The organism is Vibrio sp. ER1A, assembly GCF_000733315.1.
Taxonomy (GTDB): domain Bacteria; phylum Pseudomonadota; class Gammaproteobacteria; order Enterobacterales; family Vibrionaceae; genus Vibrio; species Vibrio mediterranei.
Genome location: NZ_JPJA01000087.1, coordinates 25,996 through 44,020, shown reverse-complemented (window position 1 = coordinate 44,020; position 18,025 = coordinate 25,996). Strand labels below are relative to the sequence as shown.

20 protein-coding genes and 1 pseudogene are annotated in these 18,025 nt (G+C 42.9%); 7 read left to right on the top strand and 14 right to left on the bottom strand.

The window, feature by feature from the left end; genetic code table 11:
- Positions 1-68: 68 nt before the first annotated feature.
- The 8 genes and pseudogenes from HW45_RS14925 to HW45_RS14890 all read right to left on the bottom strand — a co-directional run bounded on the left by HW45_RS14925 (position 69) and on the right by HW45_RS14890 (position 8,834).
- Positions 69-725 carry a recombinase family protein gene (locus HW45_RS14925; RefSeq protein WP_038227848.1) on the bottom strand — a complete coding sequence of 219 codons (657 nt, stop codon included), beginning with the start codon at positions 723-725 and terminating at the stop codon, positions 69-71.
- A gap of 39 nt (positions 726-764) precedes the next feature.
- The gene (bcp, locus tag HW45_RS14920) at positions 765-1,229 is read right to left on the bottom strand and encodes a thioredoxin-dependent thiol peroxidase (RefSeq protein WP_038227847.1); all 465 of its coding nucleotides are present in this window, start codon (positions 1,227-1,229) and stop codon (positions 765-767) included.
- Positions 1,230-1,395: 166 nt separating this feature from the next.
- Positions 1,396-1,899: a hypothetical protein gene (locus HW45_RS14915; protein ID WP_038227846.1), complete on the bottom strand. Its 504-nt coding sequence runs from the start codon at positions 1,897-1,899 to the stop codon at positions 1,396-1,398.
- Entirely contained in the window at positions 1,899-4,094 is a 2,196-nt protein-coding gene (locus HW45_RS14910) for a site-specific integrase (RefSeq protein ID WP_038227845.1), read from the bottom strand. The genes HW45_RS14915 and HW45_RS14910 overlap by 1 nt, the downstream gene beginning before the upstream one ends.
- A 14-nt stretch (positions 4,095-4,108) precedes the next feature.
- On the bottom strand, positions 4,109-6,430 hold the full coding sequence (locus HW45_RS14905) for a hypothetical protein (protein WP_038227844.1): 2,322 nt from the start codon (positions 6,428-6,430) through the stop codon (positions 4,109-4,111).
- Positions 6,430-7,833: a tyrosine-type recombinase/integrase gene (locus tag HW45_RS14900; RefSeq protein ID WP_038227843.1), complete on the bottom strand. Its 1,404-nt coding sequence runs from the start codon at positions 7,831-7,833 to the stop codon at positions 6,430-6,432. The genes HW45_RS14905 and HW45_RS14900 overlap by 1 nt, the downstream gene beginning before the upstream one ends.
- A 91-nt stretch (positions 7,834-7,924) precedes the next feature.
- Positions 7,925-8,257: pseudogene (gene bcp, locus HW45_RS14895) on the bottom strand (thioredoxin-dependent thiol peroxidase); the annotation flags it as partial.
- A gap of 34 nt (positions 8,258-8,291) precedes the next feature.
- Positions 8,292-8,834, bottom strand: a complete 543-nt coding sequence (locus HW45_RS14890; RefSeq protein WP_038227842.1) for a glycine cleavage system protein R — start codon at positions 8,832-8,834, stop codon at positions 8,292-8,294.
- A 286-nt stretch (positions 8,835-9,120) separates the two neighbouring features.
- On the opposite strand from HW45_RS14890, the gene dapA reads away from it, so the two are divergent.
- Positions 9,121-9,999 carry a 4-hydroxy-tetrahydrodipicolinate synthase gene (gene dapA / locus HW45_RS14885; protein ID WP_038227841.1) on the top strand — a complete coding sequence of 293 codons (879 nt, stop codon included), beginning with the start codon at positions 9,121-9,123 and terminating at the stop codon, positions 9,997-9,999.
- 50 nt (positions 10,000-10,049) lie between these two features.
- Positions 10,050-11,069 carry an outer membrane protein assembly factor BamC gene (bamC, locus tag HW45_RS14880; protein ID WP_038227840.1) on the top strand — a complete coding sequence of 340 codons (1,020 nt, stop codon included), beginning with the start codon at positions 10,050-10,052 and terminating at the stop codon, positions 11,067-11,069.
- 15 nt (positions 11,070-11,084) lie between these two features.
- On the opposite strand, the gene HW45_RS14875 is transcribed toward bamC, so the two are convergent.
- The 4 genes from HW45_RS14875 to HW45_RS14860 are packed head-to-tail and all read right to left on the bottom strand — an operon-like array spanning position 11,085 to position 13,502.
- Positions 11,085-11,294 (bottom strand): DUF2897 family protein, encoded by a 210-nt coding sequence (locus tag HW45_RS14875; RefSeq protein ID WP_038227839.1) that lies wholly within the window; start codon positions 11,292-11,294, stop codon positions 11,085-11,087.
- A 9-nt stretch (positions 11,295-11,303) separates the two neighbouring features.
- Complete coding sequence (locus tag HW45_RS14870) at positions 11,304-11,978, bottom strand: M15 family metallopeptidase (protein WP_038227838.1); 675 nt, start codon at positions 11,976-11,978, stop codon at positions 11,304-11,306.
- 2 nt (positions 11,979-11,980) lie between these two features.
- Positions 11,981-13,117 (bottom strand): succinyl-diaminopimelate desuccinylase, encoded by a 1,137-nt coding sequence (dapE, locus tag HW45_RS14865; RefSeq protein WP_038227837.1) that lies wholly within the window; start codon positions 13,115-13,117, stop codon positions 11,981-11,983.
- 34 nt (positions 13,118-13,151) lie between these two features.
- Complete coding sequence (locus HW45_RS14860; protein ID WP_038227836.1) at positions 13,152-13,502, bottom strand: ArsC family reductase; 351 nt, start codon at positions 13,500-13,502, stop codon at positions 13,152-13,154.
- Positions 13,503-13,795: 293 nt separating this feature from the next.
- On the opposite strand from HW45_RS14860, the gene HW45_RS14855 reads away from it, so the two are divergent.
- Complete coding sequence (locus HW45_RS14855) at positions 13,796-14,077, top strand: winged helix-turn-helix domain-containing protein (protein WP_006071066.1); 282 nt, start codon at positions 13,796-13,798, stop codon at positions 14,075-14,077.
- 83 nt (positions 14,078-14,160) lie between these two features.
- Here HW45_RS14855 and HW45_RS14850 read toward each other — a convergent pair whose 3' ends face one another.
- Positions 14,161-14,511: a DUF4156 domain-containing protein gene (locus tag HW45_RS14850; protein ID WP_038227835.1), complete on the bottom strand. Its 351-nt coding sequence runs from the start codon at positions 14,509-14,511 to the stop codon at positions 14,161-14,163.
- Complete coding sequence (locus HW45_RS14845) at positions 14,495-14,836, bottom strand: DUF2956 domain-containing protein (RefSeq protein ID WP_038227834.1); 342 nt, start codon at positions 14,834-14,836, stop codon at positions 14,495-14,497. Before HW45_RS14845 ends, HW45_RS14850 begins: the two co-directional genes overlap by 17 nt.
- Before the next feature lie 112 nt (positions 14,837-14,948).
- Here HW45_RS14845 and HW45_RS14840 point away from each other — a divergent pair, with 112 nt between their 5' ends.
- The 4 genes from HW45_RS14840 to HW45_RS28850 all read left to right on the top strand — a co-directional run.
- Positions 14,949-15,443: a DUF2919 domain-containing protein gene (locus tag HW45_RS14840; RefSeq protein ID WP_038227833.1), complete on the top strand. Its 495-nt coding sequence runs from the start codon at positions 14,949-14,951 to the stop codon at positions 15,441-15,443.
- 36 nt (positions 15,444-15,479) lie between these two features.
- The gene (locus tag HW45_RS14835) at positions 15,480-16,385 is read left to right on the top strand and encodes a Dyp-type peroxidase (protein ID WP_038227832.1); all 906 of its coding nucleotides are present in this window, start codon (positions 15,480-15,482) and stop codon (positions 16,383-16,385) included.
- A gap of 114 nt (positions 16,386-16,499) precedes the next feature.
- Positions 16,500-17,636 (top strand): flagellin, encoded by a 1,137-nt coding sequence (locus HW45_RS14830; protein WP_038227831.1) that lies wholly within the window; start codon positions 16,500-16,502, stop codon positions 17,634-17,636.
- Between the two features lie 239 nt (positions 17,637-17,875).
- The coding region (locus HW45_RS28850; RefSeq protein ID WP_443083031.1) for a flagellin N-terminal helical domain-containing protein at positions 17,876-18,025 on the top strand (150 nt) is incomplete at its 3' end.

Below are 18,025 nucleotides of genomic sequence, written 5' to 3'. Positions count from 1 at the left end.
CAAGTGTCGTCTACTCGACATAAATGAGCTAGCCAAGTATGATTAAGGGATAATCAGCACTGAGTCGGCTACTCAGTGAACATGTCTGCCTGAAACTCTGCCTTCTTGTTATGCAGGCCACGGTCTTCCAGCCAAGAGTAGAAACGACTTCGAGATACTTGCATCCCTTTGTCACTAAGCTTTCTTAAAATCTCAGCCTTTGACTTGTCAGAATCAAGCATATTCAATATGAACGCTGTATGCTCATCAAGCTTGGATTTAACCTTCTGTCCCTTCTGGCGGCCAGATGATAGTCCTTTGGCCTTGCGTTTAGCATGACCCGCTTTCGCTCGCTCAGAGCGTTTCTGAGCCTCTACGGCACTGGCAAAGGACTGCCCAATAACGGTAAAAATGATTTCTGCATTATCAACGTTTTCTGAGTTGATGATGGTGTCACTGTATGCCAAATGCAGTTCACCGTAGGAGGCTATCTGGCCTATAGCGCCGACCAACTCCAACACCTTGTGGCGACCCAGCCGAGTGATATCCGATACGATGATGCTTTGTTGCGAGGTGATGAGGGAAGATAACTTTCGCTCACGCAGTTCTGTTTTGGTGGCAGACACATGCTCTTCGATCCAATCCGATATTTGTATGCCACGTTTAGCAGCGTACGCCTTAATCGCTTCTCGTTGTGATTCGCCATCGGCTCTTTGTGAATCTGATACTCGAATGTAGCCAATCATGCCTGCCCCCAAGTTGCCAAGTTAATTGAACATGAACGGTTATTTGCTGTTTAGGTAGTCCAGTACAACTTCATGGTGATCTTTGGTTTTGAACTTGTTGAATACATGCTCAAGGTTGCCAGACTCATCAATCAGGAAGCTTGTTCTTACAACGCCCATGTTTTCACGACCCATGAACTTCTTGAGCTGCCAAACACCGTACTTCTCACACACTTCATGTTCTTCATCGGCTAGTAGAGTGAAGTTCAGCTCTTGCTTGTTGATAAAGTTGGTCAGCTTTTTCGGTGTGTCTGGACTTAAACCAAGCACAACAACGTTGTGGGCATCTAGCTCAGCTTTAGTGTCACGCAATCCTTGAGCCTGAACGGTACAGCCAGGAGTCGAAGCGCGTGGGTAGAAGTAGAGTAGTACCTTTTTTCCTTGAAGCTCAGAGAGCGTCACTGGGTTATTGTCTTGGTCATTCAGAGTGAAATCTGGTGCAGGTTGTCCAGCTTCGATTGCCATTTGTTTTTCCTTACTTTCTCAATTAATGGTATTTGCGTAGCGTTTTTCACTACGTCCTTTTTAGAGCATTTTTATTACGTTAGAGTGTACATTTTTATCGAAAATTCAGTGTCCTGTCTAGTGATTATACTAAACAGGACGATCTTTTTAGTTGTAGCGCTTTACGCTACTTTGGTTTTCTAAATTGGGGTGTAACAACATTGTCTGAACGAGACGATACGATTCTATCCATCGCCTTTTCTCGCTGACTCTCATGTAACATCTCCATCAGCTCTTGAACTACCTTTACATGAGTGGCAGCTTGAACAGCTAACGCCTCTTTATGGCTTTGAGCTTCGTCGTAATACTCTTTTTTCTTTTTATTCGCTTGTGCTCTTTCACCTTTAAGTGACTTTATTTCTTTTTGAAGCACTTCAATAGGGGAGTTAGCGGTTTCATCCTGAGCAACTTGTACTTCTAATGATTTATTTTTTACCATTAGAACAACGTCGTTATGCCTTCTGAGTGCGCCAGCGGAAAGGCCCGCTTCTTTTTCAACATTACTATTGTTGATTTTAAGTTTGCCCTTTCGTGCTTTATTACGCAGCTCTTTCGATGTTAACTTGGCTACATCACCATCCAGCAGCCTTTCCAATGCTTTGATTAGCTTATTTTTGGTTATCTGTGACATTATGAAATCACTCCGTATGGGATGAGTAAGTTCTTAACTTCATCAGGGAAAATGACAGGCTCAAAGTCGATACCTAAATCATCCATGATGCGTTCAGCAGCTTGAACTTTTATGTAAGATTCAGAGGCTGTTTGAGGAGTGAGTTCGTTGTTTTCAATATCATAAAGCATGTGAATTTCGGCTTCTTTACGTTTTGCTTCAGCAAATACGGCATCCACGATGTAGTCATTCTTGCAATCAACACATTCTATTAGGTTAACGAGCGTTCTTAGCCCACAAGTGGTCGAGGTGCAATATATCCCAGGCGCAACCGCATGAAGGTGTCGGTTTTGATTTCGAATTTGCTTTTTCCAATAATTAAGAGAAAGCATGTCATTATCCACCTTGTCTTTGAATAAGTTACGGTTGGTTTTGGTCATGCTTTTAGCAAACTCTTTGCCTTTACCACCTGCAACTCTCTCCTTGTTTGCCAATTTCTCATATATGCTTAAATAGACACGGGCTTTTTGGTCGATTCGTTCTTCATCAATTTCATCCGCTAGTGTCTTTTTCTTTTGTCTGATTTTTTGAAATTTACTGGCATTTTTAGCGTAGTGTCGCGTCATTGCCATAGACACATGACTGAACTGTTGTTTGAGTTGTGGGAAGTGGCAAAGCTCGTAACCAATTAAGTAGTAAGCAAAAGAGCGGCGAAGTTGATGTGGCGTAAACTCGTAATTGCTACCCAATTCAAACGATAAATTGGGGTCAGATACTTTCAGGTCAACAATGTCTTCATTGGTTAGCGTAAGCTCTTCACCCATAGCGTCTTCAAACCAAGCGACAGAGTATCTTCCTATTGCATTTTTGCCTACTTCACTAAAATCTTCTTTTATTTTATGGAAGAATGATTGTGAACTAGGGTGCCTTTTTCTAAGTGGTGTATGCAGCGCTTGAAGGACTTCATAAGCTTTCATTCCAATCTCAGTCGTAACAAACTCATCTTGTATTGATTGAGAGCCTTTTACTGTCTTTGATAGGTTGGCATGGATAATATATATATTCTGGCGGTCAATGATATCTTCGGTGCAGCCTTGAGCAGTGTTCAGACTATATATTTCATCGCGTCTCATTCCTGTACGAGCCATTAATCCCCATAAGCAGCTACCATTAAGCTTTTTAAAAAGTGACTGAGCCTCTCTTAGGTTGGTGATTGACCATTGCCCAATCGTCAGCTCTCGCTCGGCGTGGAATTTATCTAAACATTCGTTTCTTATCTGTGGCTTATGAAGTTGTGTGAGAGCCAGTGTCTCTTCTTCATTTGGGGAGTGAAGTGCAGTGAAGGCTTGTTGAAAGGCAATAGAGCGCTTTTTGCCTTCTTTACTCAACTTGGCTAAGTGCCATTTAATACCACCGTTTTTTTGTCTAGCCTCATCACTGATAAGATACTTAGCATAACCTACATAGGCTTTTTCAAAATAGGTGGTAATGTAATCTGCCAGTTGCTCTAGCTCATGACGAAGAGCGTAAGCTTCATTTATCACCTCTTCCGACTTTTGAAGCCCCATATAGTAGAGCCTTTGTGGAACGACAGTAAATTGCTCAGCGTCTTTAATCGTTAAACCAAAATCCGAGGCGTTAAGTTTTTTGTTTAGGTTAACCTCAAATGGCAAACCTTTGGCTTCTATGTAAAGGCGGTTTAACCCGTTGTATATTGGCGCTCTTTCAAAGTCGATATCGGTAAAGCCTGTTAGAACCCAGGTTTCGAGTCGGTCAAAGTCAAGCGCAGATAACGTATTAAACCCCTCATTTAAAAGCGGGTTAATGACTTTTTTTAGATCATTTAGCGCATCATAAAGAGTGGTAAAGGAATGGTCATGAGGTGAAAGCCACATCATTTTAAGTATGAACACTCTAAGCTCATTTTTTAGGTTGCGCTCAATCACTTTGCCATCGCTAGTAAACTCTAGGGTGCGGGGCGCCTTTGCTTGCGGCTCAATATGAGACTGCAAGTTTCTCCAAGCTTCATCATCGGCAATTTTACCTAATGATTCACTAGTTACCGTAAAGCCTATATCAAGAGCTTCGAGTTCATCCCAATCGCCGCGCTCAATCGCTGGCTTTAATACATCTATTAAGTAATTAGTATGAGCGCCAACGTTTTGTTGCGCTTTAAGAAGCTTGTTTTGGTGCTCTAGGTCAGAGAGTTTTATCATGTGAGCCTCCGTAACTACATAGATAGAATTGCATGATCGATGAACACTCTTGGGTGACGACCTTGAGAATTAAATTTTTTCATAGCTTCATCGAATATATCGTTACTTGCTCCATCTAGCGTACACTCAAACGCTTCGATTTTTTCTAGAGCACCCCCTTTCGAATCAGGGAACATATCTAGCCCTTCCTTCAACACATCGATATATGAAATAAGCTTATAAATAGCATCAGCGTCATTTGCCGCTTTGGCAGATTGGCACTTGTGGCACATATCAAACTCAGCGCAAGGTAAGTCTACGCCTAGCGCAAAGTTCGTTTCACGTTGTGTATTCTTGCCATCAATCATGACTTGCTTCCCGTCGCAAGCGATCCCATTGGGGTTGGTTTTACGCTTTTTCTCACCTTCCTCGTATGTCAGCATCGGAATACCGCGCCTTTTAGCAACAGCATCTTTTGCTTGCTCTAAGTCATTATCAAAGAGGTTTTCGATGACTTCGATACCCTGAGAGAGAATGACTTTATTAAGTGATGGAAGCCCGTTTATGTAACTTCTCTCTATTGTGTCTCGCTTGTTTTGGAGCAAGCTTTGAACGGCTTGAATCCCACCCTCCGCATAGGCTTGATTACTGCTCATTTCTCGCCAGCGACTTGATTGAAGAGAGAGGTAGTAATGGTTGGGTTCAACAGACCATAGTTTCATGAGACTGGCTGAAATAGGGCTAATTCCTTCCCAATCATAAGGAATATACCTGGAAGTTCTTGCTAAAAGCAGTCGTTCATATTTCTTAGCTTGTTTGTTCGCTTTGTCTTTCGCATATTGCTCTATATCTTTAATAAGCGTTAAATCACAAGCGGGGACTTTGAAGTATCCTGTTTCGCCACTTCTATAGTTAAAAGAAACGGTAACATTGCCATCAATTTCGGAATAGGTGAGCGGAAGTAAAATTCCCTTAAGAGGTAGGTCTGTGTAACAAGATAAAATGCAGTAGGCGCTGTTGGTCGCTCCTTGACTTGCCTTAATCTTGGAAATTTCCTGCACTTCTTTATGAGCAACCGTGCGACCTAAATGATTCGTGACCTTTTTTAACGTGATGGCTTGTTGATTTCGGTAGGTGTAAAACAGCTCTTTAAACCAAGGTAGATTACCCGCCCGATGGGGAGATAACAGGTGTAGTTTGTTAACGAGGTATTTATTTAGCTCATGCAAATTAAAGGTATCACTGACTTCTGAGTAGTTATTGAGAGGAAAAATCAACTCCGAGCCATCTTCACCATTGCCATAGAGTTTGGATAATCTTTCTAGTAGCTTTATAAACTTCACGCCATCGCGCTTATCAACGTCAAATTGCTCCCCCACCAAAAGGGCATCGACTTCGCTGCTTGAGCGAGGCTTATAGCTTGAGATCTTGACTATCTGTAGGCTTTTGTCTCGCTCTTCGGTATGAACATGAATTGGGTGGGCAATGTTTCGAATGTTGCTGTCGTTCAGTGAGGTAAAAAAGCACATTAAGTGATAGGCGGCAGCCATTGTAAGGTTAAAGGCTGATGCAGTATTAACAGCAGTGTTATTTTTGCTATATCTTCCTACATTCACTTTCAATGATGTAGGAATTTGAATTGTTTCCTCATGCAAACCAAGACTAATGATAAGAGGCAGAGTTTCGGGTAAAGACGTGTTGTTTTCTTTAGCAGCAATGAGCTGCGGTGCAAGAGTGAAAAACAATGCCTCTAATCGTGTGACCAGAAGCTTTTCTTCCTCATCTGAGTAACCCTTAAAGGGCGTATTTTCTCCTGTAAACCCTCGGTGATTTCTCGCCCAATCTGAAATAGGTAAGCCGCACCATTCAAGCGCAGTACGAAGGCTTGAAAGCAAACCAGTAGCGCTTGATTCTTTCATGCCTAATTCATCACCGTGATTGTATTCCCACAGGCGTTTTGAAGGGGTAAACATCTTGATACGATGCCTTAATTCGCCATCGTTGCCAGCATACTTCAAATAGCCGTTTTCGGTGAACGGGTTAACATTTATGGCGTCACAAAAAGCCAGGTAGCTGCGCAAGTTATCGTAGTTTGAGCTGACGGTGCGTGCTGAATTGCCATTGCTGACATATTGATTAGCTTTTTTGCAAAAAGATCGGATAAATACAGCTCGACTGTTTATCTTTTCGTTTTCTTTGCTCCCCCCTAAATGCAATAGGTGAGAAACATCGAACTGCTGTACTTGGATCGATTTATTACCTTTATAAGGAATCTCAAAATTCAAAGGAACAACATTTTGATTGTTTCGTGTATGCTTGACGGCTTTGGACTGTTTTGCGATTTTGCTTTTTGCCATTATGACCAACCTCCGTTTATTTTGAGGTTTTTGGCTTTGGCCGTGTTGATTTGGTCGTCTAGCTTATTCATGTACTGAATGTACTTTTCGGTGGTCGATGTGCTGGCGTGCCCCATCAGTTCCGCTAACTCAACCATAAGATAGTCATAGCTAACATTACGCTCTTTTGATTCATCCAAAAGCCAGTGAGTCGCAAAGGTAGAACGTAAATCATGAATTCGGTAATACCAAGAAGAGTCCACTTCCCGAATCTGCTTTCTAAGGTTTGAAAAGTGTGTTTCTAACGTATTAGCAGAGTAAGGCACACCTTTGTTTGAGAGAAATAGGTACGCAACGGTATCCATTTCGTTGCCTGCCTGAATAAGCTCATTGCGCTTGTTTAGGTTCTTACGTTGCGTGTGACTTTCTTTGTGTATCTCTAGCTCTTCGTACAGTTCTATAGGGATTCCTACGGTACGTTCTTTACTGCCTTTAGTGTGAGTAATTTTGACTGGCACAGCATCCAAATCACTGTAGTTAGCGTTTCCGATGTCGTGAGCGGGGAAGTGAATAGCTTCATCTATTCTAAGTCCTGCTTCTGCACATAGCTGAAAGATGAGTTTTGTCGTCTTTGGGAGTGACGTTATATGTTCATTAAATAAAGCTTTGTGCTCAGGATGCATGGGCTTGAGCTTTTTGTGAGCAGGCGTATTTTGTTTTCTAGGGAACATCCTCAGAATATTGGAAGTTTCATAAGTACGCTGAGAGCCAGATTTTGTGTGAGCTAGCATATCGTGTTGGTTTAACTTCTGATGCACTGTTTCCGTGGTGTAGTTCGTAACGATATTTTCATTGTTATTTTTGATGTAGCCGTTTTTTTGCATCCACTTATAGAATCCAATTACCACGCCCATATAGGTGCGAGCGGTAGATAAACTAAAAGCCTCACTGCCATAAGAGCCTTCAATATCATTGCAGTTCGCAAGCAGGAACTCAGCAAATCGCCAGGGAGCACCTTCTTCTTCGTACTTCGTTAGGCTTTTATACGTTAGATATTCACATGGTATCTCATTACCATATTCATCAACTTGAGAGTGGTGAGTCGAATCCAAATAACGAGTGAAAGCTAGCAAACCTTTTGCGATTGAACTTGTGTCTTTTACAGCTGCTTCACCACGTAATTTAGATACTAGATAAAGAGACTGTGGATAAACTACTCTACCGTCAGGGGCAATGATGATATCAGTTTTCTTTATGCGTGACTTTAGATTGGAAGGAGAGAGGTCGGGAGAGTACGTCACTTCCTCTGATTCAGTATTGGTATTTGTAGAGATTCTTAACTTTGCTAATGTATCGACTTCGATAGAAAGAAGTCGGTAATCATCATAAGCATCAGAACACTTTTCTTCATACGTTTCTATCACAAAACAATCCTCGATATGCTACCCACATATCAAAGATAGGCTTGTCATAAAAACTTATAAAGGTTTTCTGTCATGCTTTTTTTCTAAGGGTAAACTTCTTCTCGCCCCAAACACCGAATTGGTCTGCAACGGCATGGTCTTCATCTGAGAGAAGCGTAAAGTTAAGTTCATCACGTTCAATAAATTTACCTAGACGTTTTACTGGGTCAATACTGACACCCAATACCACAACATTGTGAGCGTCAAGCTCGGCTTTAACGTCACGTAGTCCCTGAGCTTGCACGGTGCAACCCGGTGTCATAGCTTTAGGGTAAAAGTAAAACAGGACTTTCTTACCTTTGAAATCTTGTAGCGTGACGGTGTTGCCGTCTTGGTCGAGCAAAGAAAAGTTTGGAGCTGGTGCGCCCGCAGTCAACGTGTTCATTGAAATTCCTTTGAAGCTGAATGGTGTTATTATTTTATTTACTACCGCTGATGAAGTTCAGCGAGCCTTTTACTGATAAGCGGTGACATAAAGAGTCGAACTCTTCTTGTAACTGCATCAAATTACAATTTTCTTCGACATTAGCTGTTAGAGCGATCTGGAATTGATCGACTTCTGTGCCCGCACGCTCTTTGACAATAGTTTGCGCGCTTAATGAAGCTAGACCGATCTGTTTATCGGCGAAAAACTGGGTAAATTGTTCAGTTAGTCCAACGCGGTCTTCTGATTCAATAAACACTTCAACAGTATATTGATTCGGTAAGGCGTCGTGTTTGGATGTACGTTTCATCATCGTAATGAGATCATGTTCTTGCCCTAAAAGTGGCAATGTGGTCTCAACTCTTGTGATGTAACTTGGGGTGCCGGATATTAGCATGATGAGAGTAAACTCATTACCAAACATGGCAATACGACTATCGATGATGTTACACCCGGCTTGTGCGACCAGATGTACGACTTCATTACAAATCCCTGGGCGGTCAGTACCAACGGCGGTAATCACTAAATACTGATTCATGGTGTCACTCTAAAGTCCCTATTTAATGATATGGTAGCACAGCTCTCGGTAAAGCTCTTGTGATAGATGTAACCGAATACCGACAAATTTAAGGGGAATAAGTTTATCAGTCAGAAAATTGACCTGTTGATGACACCTCGAAATAGTAATAGCGCACCTTATACGTGCCTCATATCTGAAATCTGATAATTATTCATTCACTTCTTGCGGGGATCGTTTTTAATCTCTTGTGTTTATCAATAGCATTACAGTACCATGCAAGTAGTATCAATTTAGGGAGATCACCATGTTTTCAGGAAGTATTGTTGCCTTATTAACCCCATTCACTCCAGACGGCGAAGTGGACTTCGTTAGCTTACGAAAGCTAGTTGAGTATCATATTGAAGCTGGTACAGACGGTATTGTTGCTGTCGGTACAACAGGTGAGTCTGCAACACTAACTGTTGAAGAACATGTCAAGGTCGTCGCGAAGACGGTTGAGTTTGCTGAAGGTCGTCTACCAATTATTGCTGGTACAGGTGCAAACGCGACGCATGAAGCGATTACATTTAGCCGCTTATTTAATAATGTTGGTATTGCAGGCTGTCTGAGTGTGACACCATATTACAACAAGCCAACGCAAGAGGGCATGTATCAGCACTATAAAGCCATTTCCGAAGAGACAGACATTCCACAAATCTTGTATAACGTACCGGGTCGTACTGGTGTTGATCTATTACCAGAGACGGTTGCACGTCTATCCGAGATTTCAAACATCGTTGCACTTAAAGATGCGACAGGTGATTTATCACGAGTTCAAATTCATCGTGAACTTTGTGGCGAAGATTTTATCTTACTAAGTGGTGATGATTCGACAGGGCTTGATTTCATCAAGCAAGGCGGCACTGGTGTGATTTCCGTAACGAACAACATTGCAGCGGCAGACATGGCAAAAATGATGAAACTGGCCCTAGAAGGTAAATTCGAAGAAGCTGAAATCATCAATCAACGCCTTATGCCTTTGCATAAAAATCTGTTTGTAGAATCTAGCCCAATTCCTGTGAAGTGGGCTGCGCATAAAATGGGTTTGATTGACAACGGAGATTTACGTTTACCTCTTGTTGAACTATCCGAGCAAGCAAAACCTATTGTTGCTCAAGCTCTAACAGAAGCTTGTATTTACTAATAGAACATTAAGAGGAGTGAACTATCGCTCCTCTTATTAAGGGAGTATCAATGAAATTTTCTCGTCAGCTAGCGGTATCGTCGTTAGCTGTTATTGTTTTAGCCGCTTGTTCGAGTGACCCTAACACTCGCCGCGAAGCAAAAGATGACTTTAACTACCTAGATGCGCCACCGCTAGAAAGTTGGACGCTACCGGAAGATGCCACGCCTCAGTTCTATCCAAATTATGAAATTCCTAAAGGGGATTACTCGGGTGGCATTGGCCGCGAGGTTGATATTCGTCCACCTCAACAAGTTTTAGAGCTTATCCCTGGTGCTCGAGTAGAAAGACAAGGCTCCGACGTAACACTGTGGCTGCTACAAAAAGATGAGATGGATAAAGTATGGTCAACGGTCAAGACCATGCTAGCTGAAATCAATGTCAAGGCACGAAAAGAAACCGATGACTTTATCGAAACCGACTGGGTGTCTTGGGTCTCTGAAGATGAAGACGTTGAGATTGGTAGCCGTTACGAGATAAGCCGTTTCGAAGCAAACAATCGTTATGGTTTCAAAATGAAGCTTATCGATTGGCGTGAGGGTGGAAAAGATAAGCCAGTAACTCGTGTTAACGAAGAGCGTTACAACACATTGATGACAAATCTGGTCACTGCTCGCTATGACAGAGACCTTCGTGAAGAAGCTGCTCTTCGAGCTCAAGAGTTGGTCAAATCTATCCCGATTAGCATGGGTACGGACAGAAGCGGTTTGCCAGTCATCATTGCACGCACACCGTATAATGTAATGTGGCAAGAGATCCCAGAGCTGCTGCCGAAGATGGGCTTCACCATTGAAGAGCGCAACCAGTCTCAAGGTACTGCAAAAGCCAAATACGCTGCACCGGATGATGCGTTTTGGAATGACGTTGGCTTGAAGCCAATCGATCTAGAGCCGGGCGACTACACCTTCCTATTCGGTGACTTGGGGAACCGTACTTCGATTAATGTCACGGATAAAGACGGTAAGCCAGTAGCAGAGAACTTACTCCGCTCTCTAGAGCCGTTAATATCGACAGTGATTAAGAAAGACTAAAACAAAAAAGGACCGTTAAGGTCCTTTTTTTATGTCTTTGTCATCATCGCCATATTTTTGTTTATCTAACTCATTGAGGCGGTCGAGTTCATGTTTACGTGAACGGACGTTATCTTCTTGGTTGAACTTCATATTGGCGGTGTGTTTCAGTGCTGCAATGTTGCCAATAACAACGGCTACAACAACAATAATGATAACCCACGGGTTAAATAGCCATTCAATCATACTTCACTCTCAACGTTGTATATTTGTTATATATTGATTGTAGATGTAATCAAGTTGAGAAAGTATGGCACGTTGTCCCAAAATCTCTGATTGCTCTAAAGTTTCTTGAAGCAATGTGATGGAAAGTTGGCTAAGACATTGTTCTGCCGTGGCATGGTGGCTTATATGCCAGGGTTCAAAGGCTACTCCGCCACGATCTTGCTGATAAGGAAAACGGAAACCATACTGACCAGCATTGTTTTTTAGCCATTGATAGAAGGGTACTTGATGACCTTGTGTATATTCCCAAGGCTCTAAGGCGAGAGAAGTGTCAACAGGTAACAAGTTACCGGCATAGACATCAAAATCGGTACCCCAGTGGTGGCGACTTGCACCGGGCAAAGCACTCCAACGCAAAATTGCTCGAACCTTTTGCTCATCAGACAATGAGGCAGTATCCATGGGGTGGCTATCATCGTCTAGAATTGGCTTACCCCCTGACATTTTGTTGTTCCAAATACCAAGTTGACGCTCGAAACTTCGAAATCCACTGGCGATATACAGTTGAAATCCATCGGATGAAGCAGCTTGAATCAGAGCATGCAAATCTTGCCTAACTTGCTGATGCACAAGAAACGCTTTGTTTCCAACTTGAAGTGGAACCAACTCACATTCACTTTGACCAACAAGCTGCTTTCTATCCATATCTATTTACCCAAAAGATTAAACAGAGTTTTCTCGTACATATCGGTGAGCTTTTCAAGGTCAGCAATGTTTACACATTCGTTTACCTTGTGAATGGTTGCGTTAACAGGACCAAGCTCTACTACTTGAGTGCCCATGCGTGCAATGAAGCGGCCGTCGGATGTACCGCCTGTCGTTAGAAGCTCAGGTTTCTTATGGTTGACCTCTTCCACAGCATCAACTACCGCGTCCAGTAAATTACCTTTATCCGTCAAGAACGGATGACCGCTTAACGTCCATTTTAACTCGTAATCTAACCCATGAAGGTCTAGTGTCGAATGTACGCGTTGTTTGATGTCTTCGTCGGTCAGTTCAGTACTGAAACGGAAGTTGAACTGCACATCGAATTCACCAGGAATCACATTAGTTGCACCGGTGCCAGAATGTAGATTAGGGATCTGGAAGCTGGTCGGGGGAAAGAAGTCGTTACCTTCATCCCATTTTGTTGCTGCAAGCTCTGCTAATGCAGGAAGCGCTTGATGGACTGGGTTGTTTGCTAGGTGAGGGTAAGCAACATGACCTTGTATGCCTTTTACTTTCAAATCACCAGTGATAGAACCACGACGGCCATTTTTAACCACATCGCCAACCGCTAGCGTACTTGAAGGTTCTCCTACAATACACATGTCGATCAGCTCGTTACGCTCCATCAAGGTATCGACCACTCGGGTAGTTCCATTAATAAATGGGCCTTCTTCATCAGAGGTGATCAAGAAAGCAATGGAGCCCTTGTGGTTTGGGTTCTGTTCAATAAATCGTTCTACCGCAACAATCATACAGGCTAGCGAGCCTTTCATATCTGCTGCACCACGTCCATGAAGATGACCATCAATGATCGTTGGTTCAAATGGTGGGGTATGCCATTGCTCTCTTGGTCCGGCTGGTACAACATCGGTATGGCCTGCAAAGGCAAATAGTGGCGCTTCACTTCCTTTGCGAGCCCAAAAGTTGGTGGTGTCTTCAAACACCATCACTTCGATCTCAAAGCCGAGTTTTTCTAGGCGTTCAATCATTACCTTTTGGCAATCTGCATCTTCCGGTGTTACTGATTCGCGACTAATTAAATCTTTTGCGAGTGCCAATACGGGGCTGTCTGTCATCCTTGATGATCCTTGTACTTATCGTTAATTCGAATTATGCGTTGAAAATTTGTTGGTATTGATCAGCTTTGAAGCCAATGTGTTTGCTGCCGTCAATATCGACAATAGGACGTTTAATCATGGCTGGGTGCTCAACAAGAAGTGAAATCGCTGAGTCTTCATTAAGTGTGTCTTTTTGCTCTTGTGAAAGCTGGCGGTACGTCGTGCCGCGTTTGTTTAGTACTTGTTCCCAACCTAGAGCATCACAAAACTCGCGAACCATTTGCTCTGAAATGCCAGTCTTACGATAGTCGTGAAATGTGTACTCCACGTCATTAGCTTCGAGCCACTTTTTAGCTTTTTTAATTGTGTCGCAGTTAGGGATCCCAAACATGGTGATCGACATAATGACTTCCTTTCTATATTTGACTTGCCGACTCGGCAATTTTGTTTTCAAGCATCCTATCAAGAACTCTCCTTATAAACAAAAACTTGTTCTTTATCACACTTGGTCTGATCTGTTTGTTCTGAACAGATGGCGCAAAAACAACAGAAAAGCCAGCTAAATTAACCGATATTGATGAAAAGTTACAAAATCTGAATTGTTGATATCACGCGGATTATCGAGAAATTGATCAAGCGCAACACCATCTTGTTGAAATCCAATATATTGGAAATGCACATAAATAGGAGGTGTCAATGGAACTGAGTCCTGTTTTTGCACGTCGTCTCTATCTCGCATTGCTTGTTGAGAGCATCGAGAGACCGAATGTGCCAAAACTTATCGAAAAAACGGGGTGGCCTCGCCGAACAATTCAAGATGTAATCAAGGCGCTACCTGGTATCGGCATTGAGCTCATGTTTGTTCAAGATGGGCGTAGACACAATGATGGTTATTACCAGTTATCTGACTGGGGACCATTCGACAGCCAATGGGTGATTGAACGCCAGAATGACATCGAGTCGACTCTTGGCGTTTAAACAGCAGATCGTTGTTGAGTGTGAATTAAGTACCAGCCGTGTGCATATGGATGATAAATGAGGCCAGAGTGAAGACTCTGGCTTTATTTTTTACAGCGGTATGCGCTACCTATCAAGGTTACCGACGTTTGAAAGTCGAGAGGGGATAGCAAAAGTACAGTATCTGCTTCCAACTCACTTGCATGATTCTTTATGTCATTCATTGCGCCACGGGCCAGTGCATCATTGCCATAAAAAATCGAGCTATACCAGCGTCCTTCTGAACCAGTGATGTCGCCTTTCCAAACGCAAGATGAGACATCCATAGTGGCATCCAGTCTTACCTCAACGCGCTCAGCTTGTGTTGACGAAAGTTGATTACTTGGTGTTGAGCAGCCTTGCAACACAATCAGTGCAGTTAGAGCACCGAGACCGCGTTTAGTTAAGAGCAACATAAGCGATAAAACCTATCCAGCTGAATACCAATAACATCCAAGGTAAACGCGTAGAGCCTACTTCTTGAACTTGAACATCTTGTGTTTGATTGCCTGCTTCAACGTGCTCACGTTGCTGCTTATCTCTTTTCTGTTTTTTTAACGCTTTATCTGCCTGACGTTTTTTTTCTTTCTGCTGTTTTTTAAATTGCGCGATGCCTTTTTCAATTCCTTGAGCGATCAATTTAGTCTGTTCTTTTGTTTGACCAGGCTTTTGGGTTGATTTCGCTATGCGCATCGCTTCTTGCTGCGTTTCTACAGAAGGCGCACTTTTGTTGGTTTTCATACTCATCCTAACTCAAAATTTGCTGCATTTTATCATAACCTAGAGTTTGAACTTGAATCATTGCGCCATTAACACCATATAGTTTGATATTAGTTAGAATTTGAGACGTATTATGCGCTATGGCATAGAACAATATGACCAGCACGGAATCCTCAAAGCGCCAGTTTGGCTCTGGTTAGGGTGGGCGTTCCTGACACGTGCCTGGGTGGTATTTATTGTTGCTGGTGCGAGTCGCCAAGAAGGAAGTCAAATTCTCGAGTATGTTTACCCAAACCACACTATGCTTTACCTCGGATTGGCCATGGGGCTACCGATTGTTGTAGGAATGTGGCTAATGGGATTGCGTAAAGCGGATACAGACAAAATCAATCGCTCTGTTAGCTATTTAAGAGGCACTTCTATTCTCGTGGTGCTAATGCAGCTAGGACATACTGTCTACTTAGTCAGCTTACAGCACTGGCAGTTTACCTGGACCAACGCGATGACTCTGGTATTGCTGTGCTGGTTTGCTATTTATTTGGTAAATAGTCGCTATGTGATAGATTGCTTAGCGATGCCAAGAAAAATCAATACAGTTACTGTTCAAGGTCATACTACGAGTAACTAGTTAAAAATACACTGTGCAAAAACAGAGGAAAGATCAATGTCATTACCACAAAGTGCGATAACGCCTGATGCTGAACCATTTGCGTTGTACATGCAGTTAAAAGTGAATCAAAACCCTCAGCAAGTGCTAAGTGCACTGCAAGCATTACCACAGTTAGTAAAAGAGCTTAATGAGTCTCAACCTGGTGCTGAATTGACGTCATCAGTGGCGTTCTCTCACTCATTCTGGACACAGTTTGAACAGGCGATGCCGCCAGAGCTGAAAGCGTTCCCAGAACTAGGTGAAGGTGATATTCACGCCCCATCGACTGAAGTAGATGTATTAGTGCATTGTCACTCTAAGCGTCATGATCTGCATTTTTATGTGTTGCGTAAACTCATGGGTCAGATTGCTGAGGACGTAACTGTTGTGGATGAGACCTACGGCTATCGCTTTATGGATGCTCGTGATATGACGGACTTTATTGATGGCACTGAAAACCCGAAAGGTGATCAGCGTGGTGAAGTCGCATTAGTTGCTGATGGTGAGTTTGCCTCTGGAAGTTACGTGATGGTGCAACGTTTTGAACATAATCTGCCTGCGTGGAACCGCCTTAATGTTGCAGCACAAGAGAAAGTAATCGGTCGTACCAAGCCTGATTCTATAGAGCTGGATGATGTTCCTGCTGCATCTCACGTAGGGCGTGTAGACATCAAAGAGGAAGGCAAAGGACTTAAAATTGTTCGTCACAGCTTGCCGTATGGTACGGTAAGTGGCGCTCATGGCTTACTGTTCATTGCTTATTGTCATACGGTACATAACTTCGATGCGATGCTTGAAAGTATGTACGGTGCAACTGATGGTAAAACTGACCAGTTGTTACGCTTTACCAAAGCGGTCACAGGGGCGTATTTCTTTGCGCCGTCGCAAGAGATGCTTGCCTCACTAAATATCGCAGCATAATCCATATCTTGGTTCCTAGGCGTTTGTACTAGGAACCTTCTCACTATCTATTTCCCCTTCAGTTTTTTCTCATTTAGTCGATATCAAAGTAACCCTTTTGTTTTCGGAACTTGTATGTCGATTACTGTTAATACCAATGTCAGTGCAATGATGGCCCAAAATCAACTGAATAAAGCGTCTCAGGCGTTGAATCAGTCGTTAGAGCGTCTGTCGTCTGGCTATCGCATTAATAGTGCTAAGGACGATGCAGCGGGCCTGCAAATTTCTAATCGATTAGAAGCTCAAATCAGTGGCCTAGGTGTAGCGCAGCGTAATGCAAATGATGGTATTTCCATCATGCAAACCGCGGAAGGCGCGATGAATGAAACCACGGCAATCCTACAACGAATGCGAGACCTCTCGCTGCAATCAGCCAATGGTTCCAACTCGGCTCAAGAGCGAAAGGCGCTACAAGAAGAGTTTTCTGCCCTCAATGATGAGCTAAATCGAATCGCAGAAACCACCTCGTTCGGTGGTAAAAGATTGCTCAATGGAAGCTTTGGTAAGACCACGTTTCAAATAGGTGCCCAGGCAGGAGAGGCCATTCAGGTTGAACTAAAAAATATGCGTTCTGACCAATTGGAAATGGGCGGAGTTGCTTATCGTGCCAATAATAGCGTTTCTGAATCGTGGCAGGTGGATTCAAGTAATCGCAGCTTGAGTTTCAGTTATCAAGATGCTCAAGGTAGAACTCAGACTGACACGATAGAGCTTAAAGTTGGCGATGATATTGAACAGGTTGCGACTTACATTAACGGGCAAACGGATACGATGTCAGCCTCAGTAAACGAGCAGGGGCAGTTACAATTGTTCGCTGACTCCCAGCAAGTCACCAGTAGCGTTATATTTTCAGGGAACTTTGCTCAAGCTTTAGATATTGCGACACAGGGTATTGTGACGGTGGATAATTTGTCTATCGAAGGAGTAGGCGGTGCGCAAATGTCGGTGTCTGTAATCGATCAAGCTTTAAAGTATGTGGATAGTCATCGGGCTGAGCTAGGGGCTTATCAAAATAGGCTAGGTCATACCATTAATAATCTGGCAAATATGGAAGAGAACTTATCGTCTTCGAACAGCCGCATTAAAGATACTGACTACGCGAAAGAAACGACTGAAATGTTAAAGCAACAAATCCTTCAACAGGTTAGCACTACGATTTTGGCTCAAGCAAAACAGACACCCAACCTAGCACTTACTCTTTTGCAGAGCTAATCGCAAAATAGGTCGTACGACGGCTTGGCAGATAACTTTAGCTCTTTTTCCTGCAAAACTTCACTTTTTATGTTCCTTATCACAAATCATGCCCAACGCCATAAAAAAAGTGGTTTTCCATAAATAAACTTCTCAAGTCTTTCTTTTTGAAGACGATAAAGATAGTAACTTTGAGAGAACTACTTGGTTTTCCGAGACGTCGGAAACCGCTACACCGGAAAATCAATTGGAGAAACAACATGGCAGTGAATGTAAATACTAACGTATCAGCGATGACGGCTCAGCGTTACTTAAACAATGCAAGTCAAGCGCAAGCAACATCAATGGAGCGTTTGTCTTCAGGTCATAAAATCAACAGTGCGAAAGACGACGCAGCGGGTCTACAAATT

Coding starts and splice junctions, on each gene's coding strand:
- HW45_RS14905 (WP_038227844.1), bottom strand. CDS start 6,430: ATGGCAAAAAGCAAAATCGCAAAACAGTCCAAAGCCGTCAAGCATACA.
- dapA (WP_038227841.1), top strand. CDS start 9,121: ATGTTTTCAGGAAGTATTGTTGCCTTATTAACCCCATTCACTCCAGAC.
- HW45_RS14860 (WP_038227836.1), bottom strand. CDS start 13,502: ATGTCGATCACCATGTTTGGGATCCCTAACTGCGACACAATTAAAAAA.
- HW45_RS14850 (WP_038227835.1), bottom strand. CDS start 14,511: ATGTTGCTCTTAACTAAACGCGGTCTCGGTGCTCTAACTGCACTGATT.
- HW45_RS14855 (WP_006071066.1), top strand. CDS start 13,796: ATGGAACTGAGTCCTGTTTTTGCACGTCGTCTCTATCTCGCATTGCTT.
- HW45_RS14875 (WP_038227839.1), bottom strand. CDS start 11,294: ATGATTGAATGGCTATTTAACCCGTGGGTTATCATTATTGTTGTTGTA.
- dapE (WP_038227837.1), bottom strand. CDS start 13,117: ATGACAGACAGCCCCGTATTGGCACTCGCAAAAGATTTAATTAGTCGC.
- HW45_RS14845 (WP_038227834.1), bottom strand. CDS start 14,836: ATGAAAACCAACAAAAGTGCGCCTTCTGTAGAAACGCAGCAAGAAGCG.
- HW45_RS14870 (WP_038227838.1), bottom strand. CDS start 11,978: ATGGATAGAAAGCAGCTTGTTGGTCAAAGTGAATGTGAGTTGGTTCCA.
- HW45_RS14915 (WP_038227846.1), bottom strand. CDS start 1,899: ATGTCACAGATAACCAAAAATAAGCTAATCAAAGCATTGGAAAGGCTG.
- bamC (WP_038227840.1), top strand. CDS start 10,050: ATGAAATTTTCTCGTCAGCTAGCGGTATCGTCGTTAGCTGTTATTGTT.
- HW45_RS14835 (WP_038227832.1), top strand. CDS start 15,480: ATGTCATTACCACAAAGTGCGATAACGCCTGATGCTGAACCATTTGCG.
- HW45_RS14840 (WP_038227833.1), top strand. CDS start 14,949: ATGCGCTATGGCATAGAACAATATGACCAGCACGGAATCCTCAAAGCG.
- HW45_RS14925 (WP_038227848.1), bottom strand. CDS start 725: ATGATTGGCTACATTCGAGTATCAGATTCACAAAGAGCCGATGGCGAA.
- HW45_RS14890 (WP_038227842.1), bottom strand. CDS start 8,834: ATGAATCAGTATTTAGTGATTACCGCCGTTGGTACTGACCGCCCAGGG.
- HW45_RS14910 (WP_038227845.1), bottom strand. CDS start 4,094: ATGATAAAACTCTCTGACCTAGAGCACCAAAACAAGCTTCTTAAAGCG.
- bcp (WP_038227847.1), bottom strand. CDS start 1,229: ATGGCAATCGAAGCTGGACAACCTGCACCAGATTTCACTCTGAATGAC.
- HW45_RS14830 (WP_038227831.1), top strand. CDS start 16,500: ATGTCGATTACTGTTAATACCAATGTCAGTGCAATGATGGCCCAAAAT.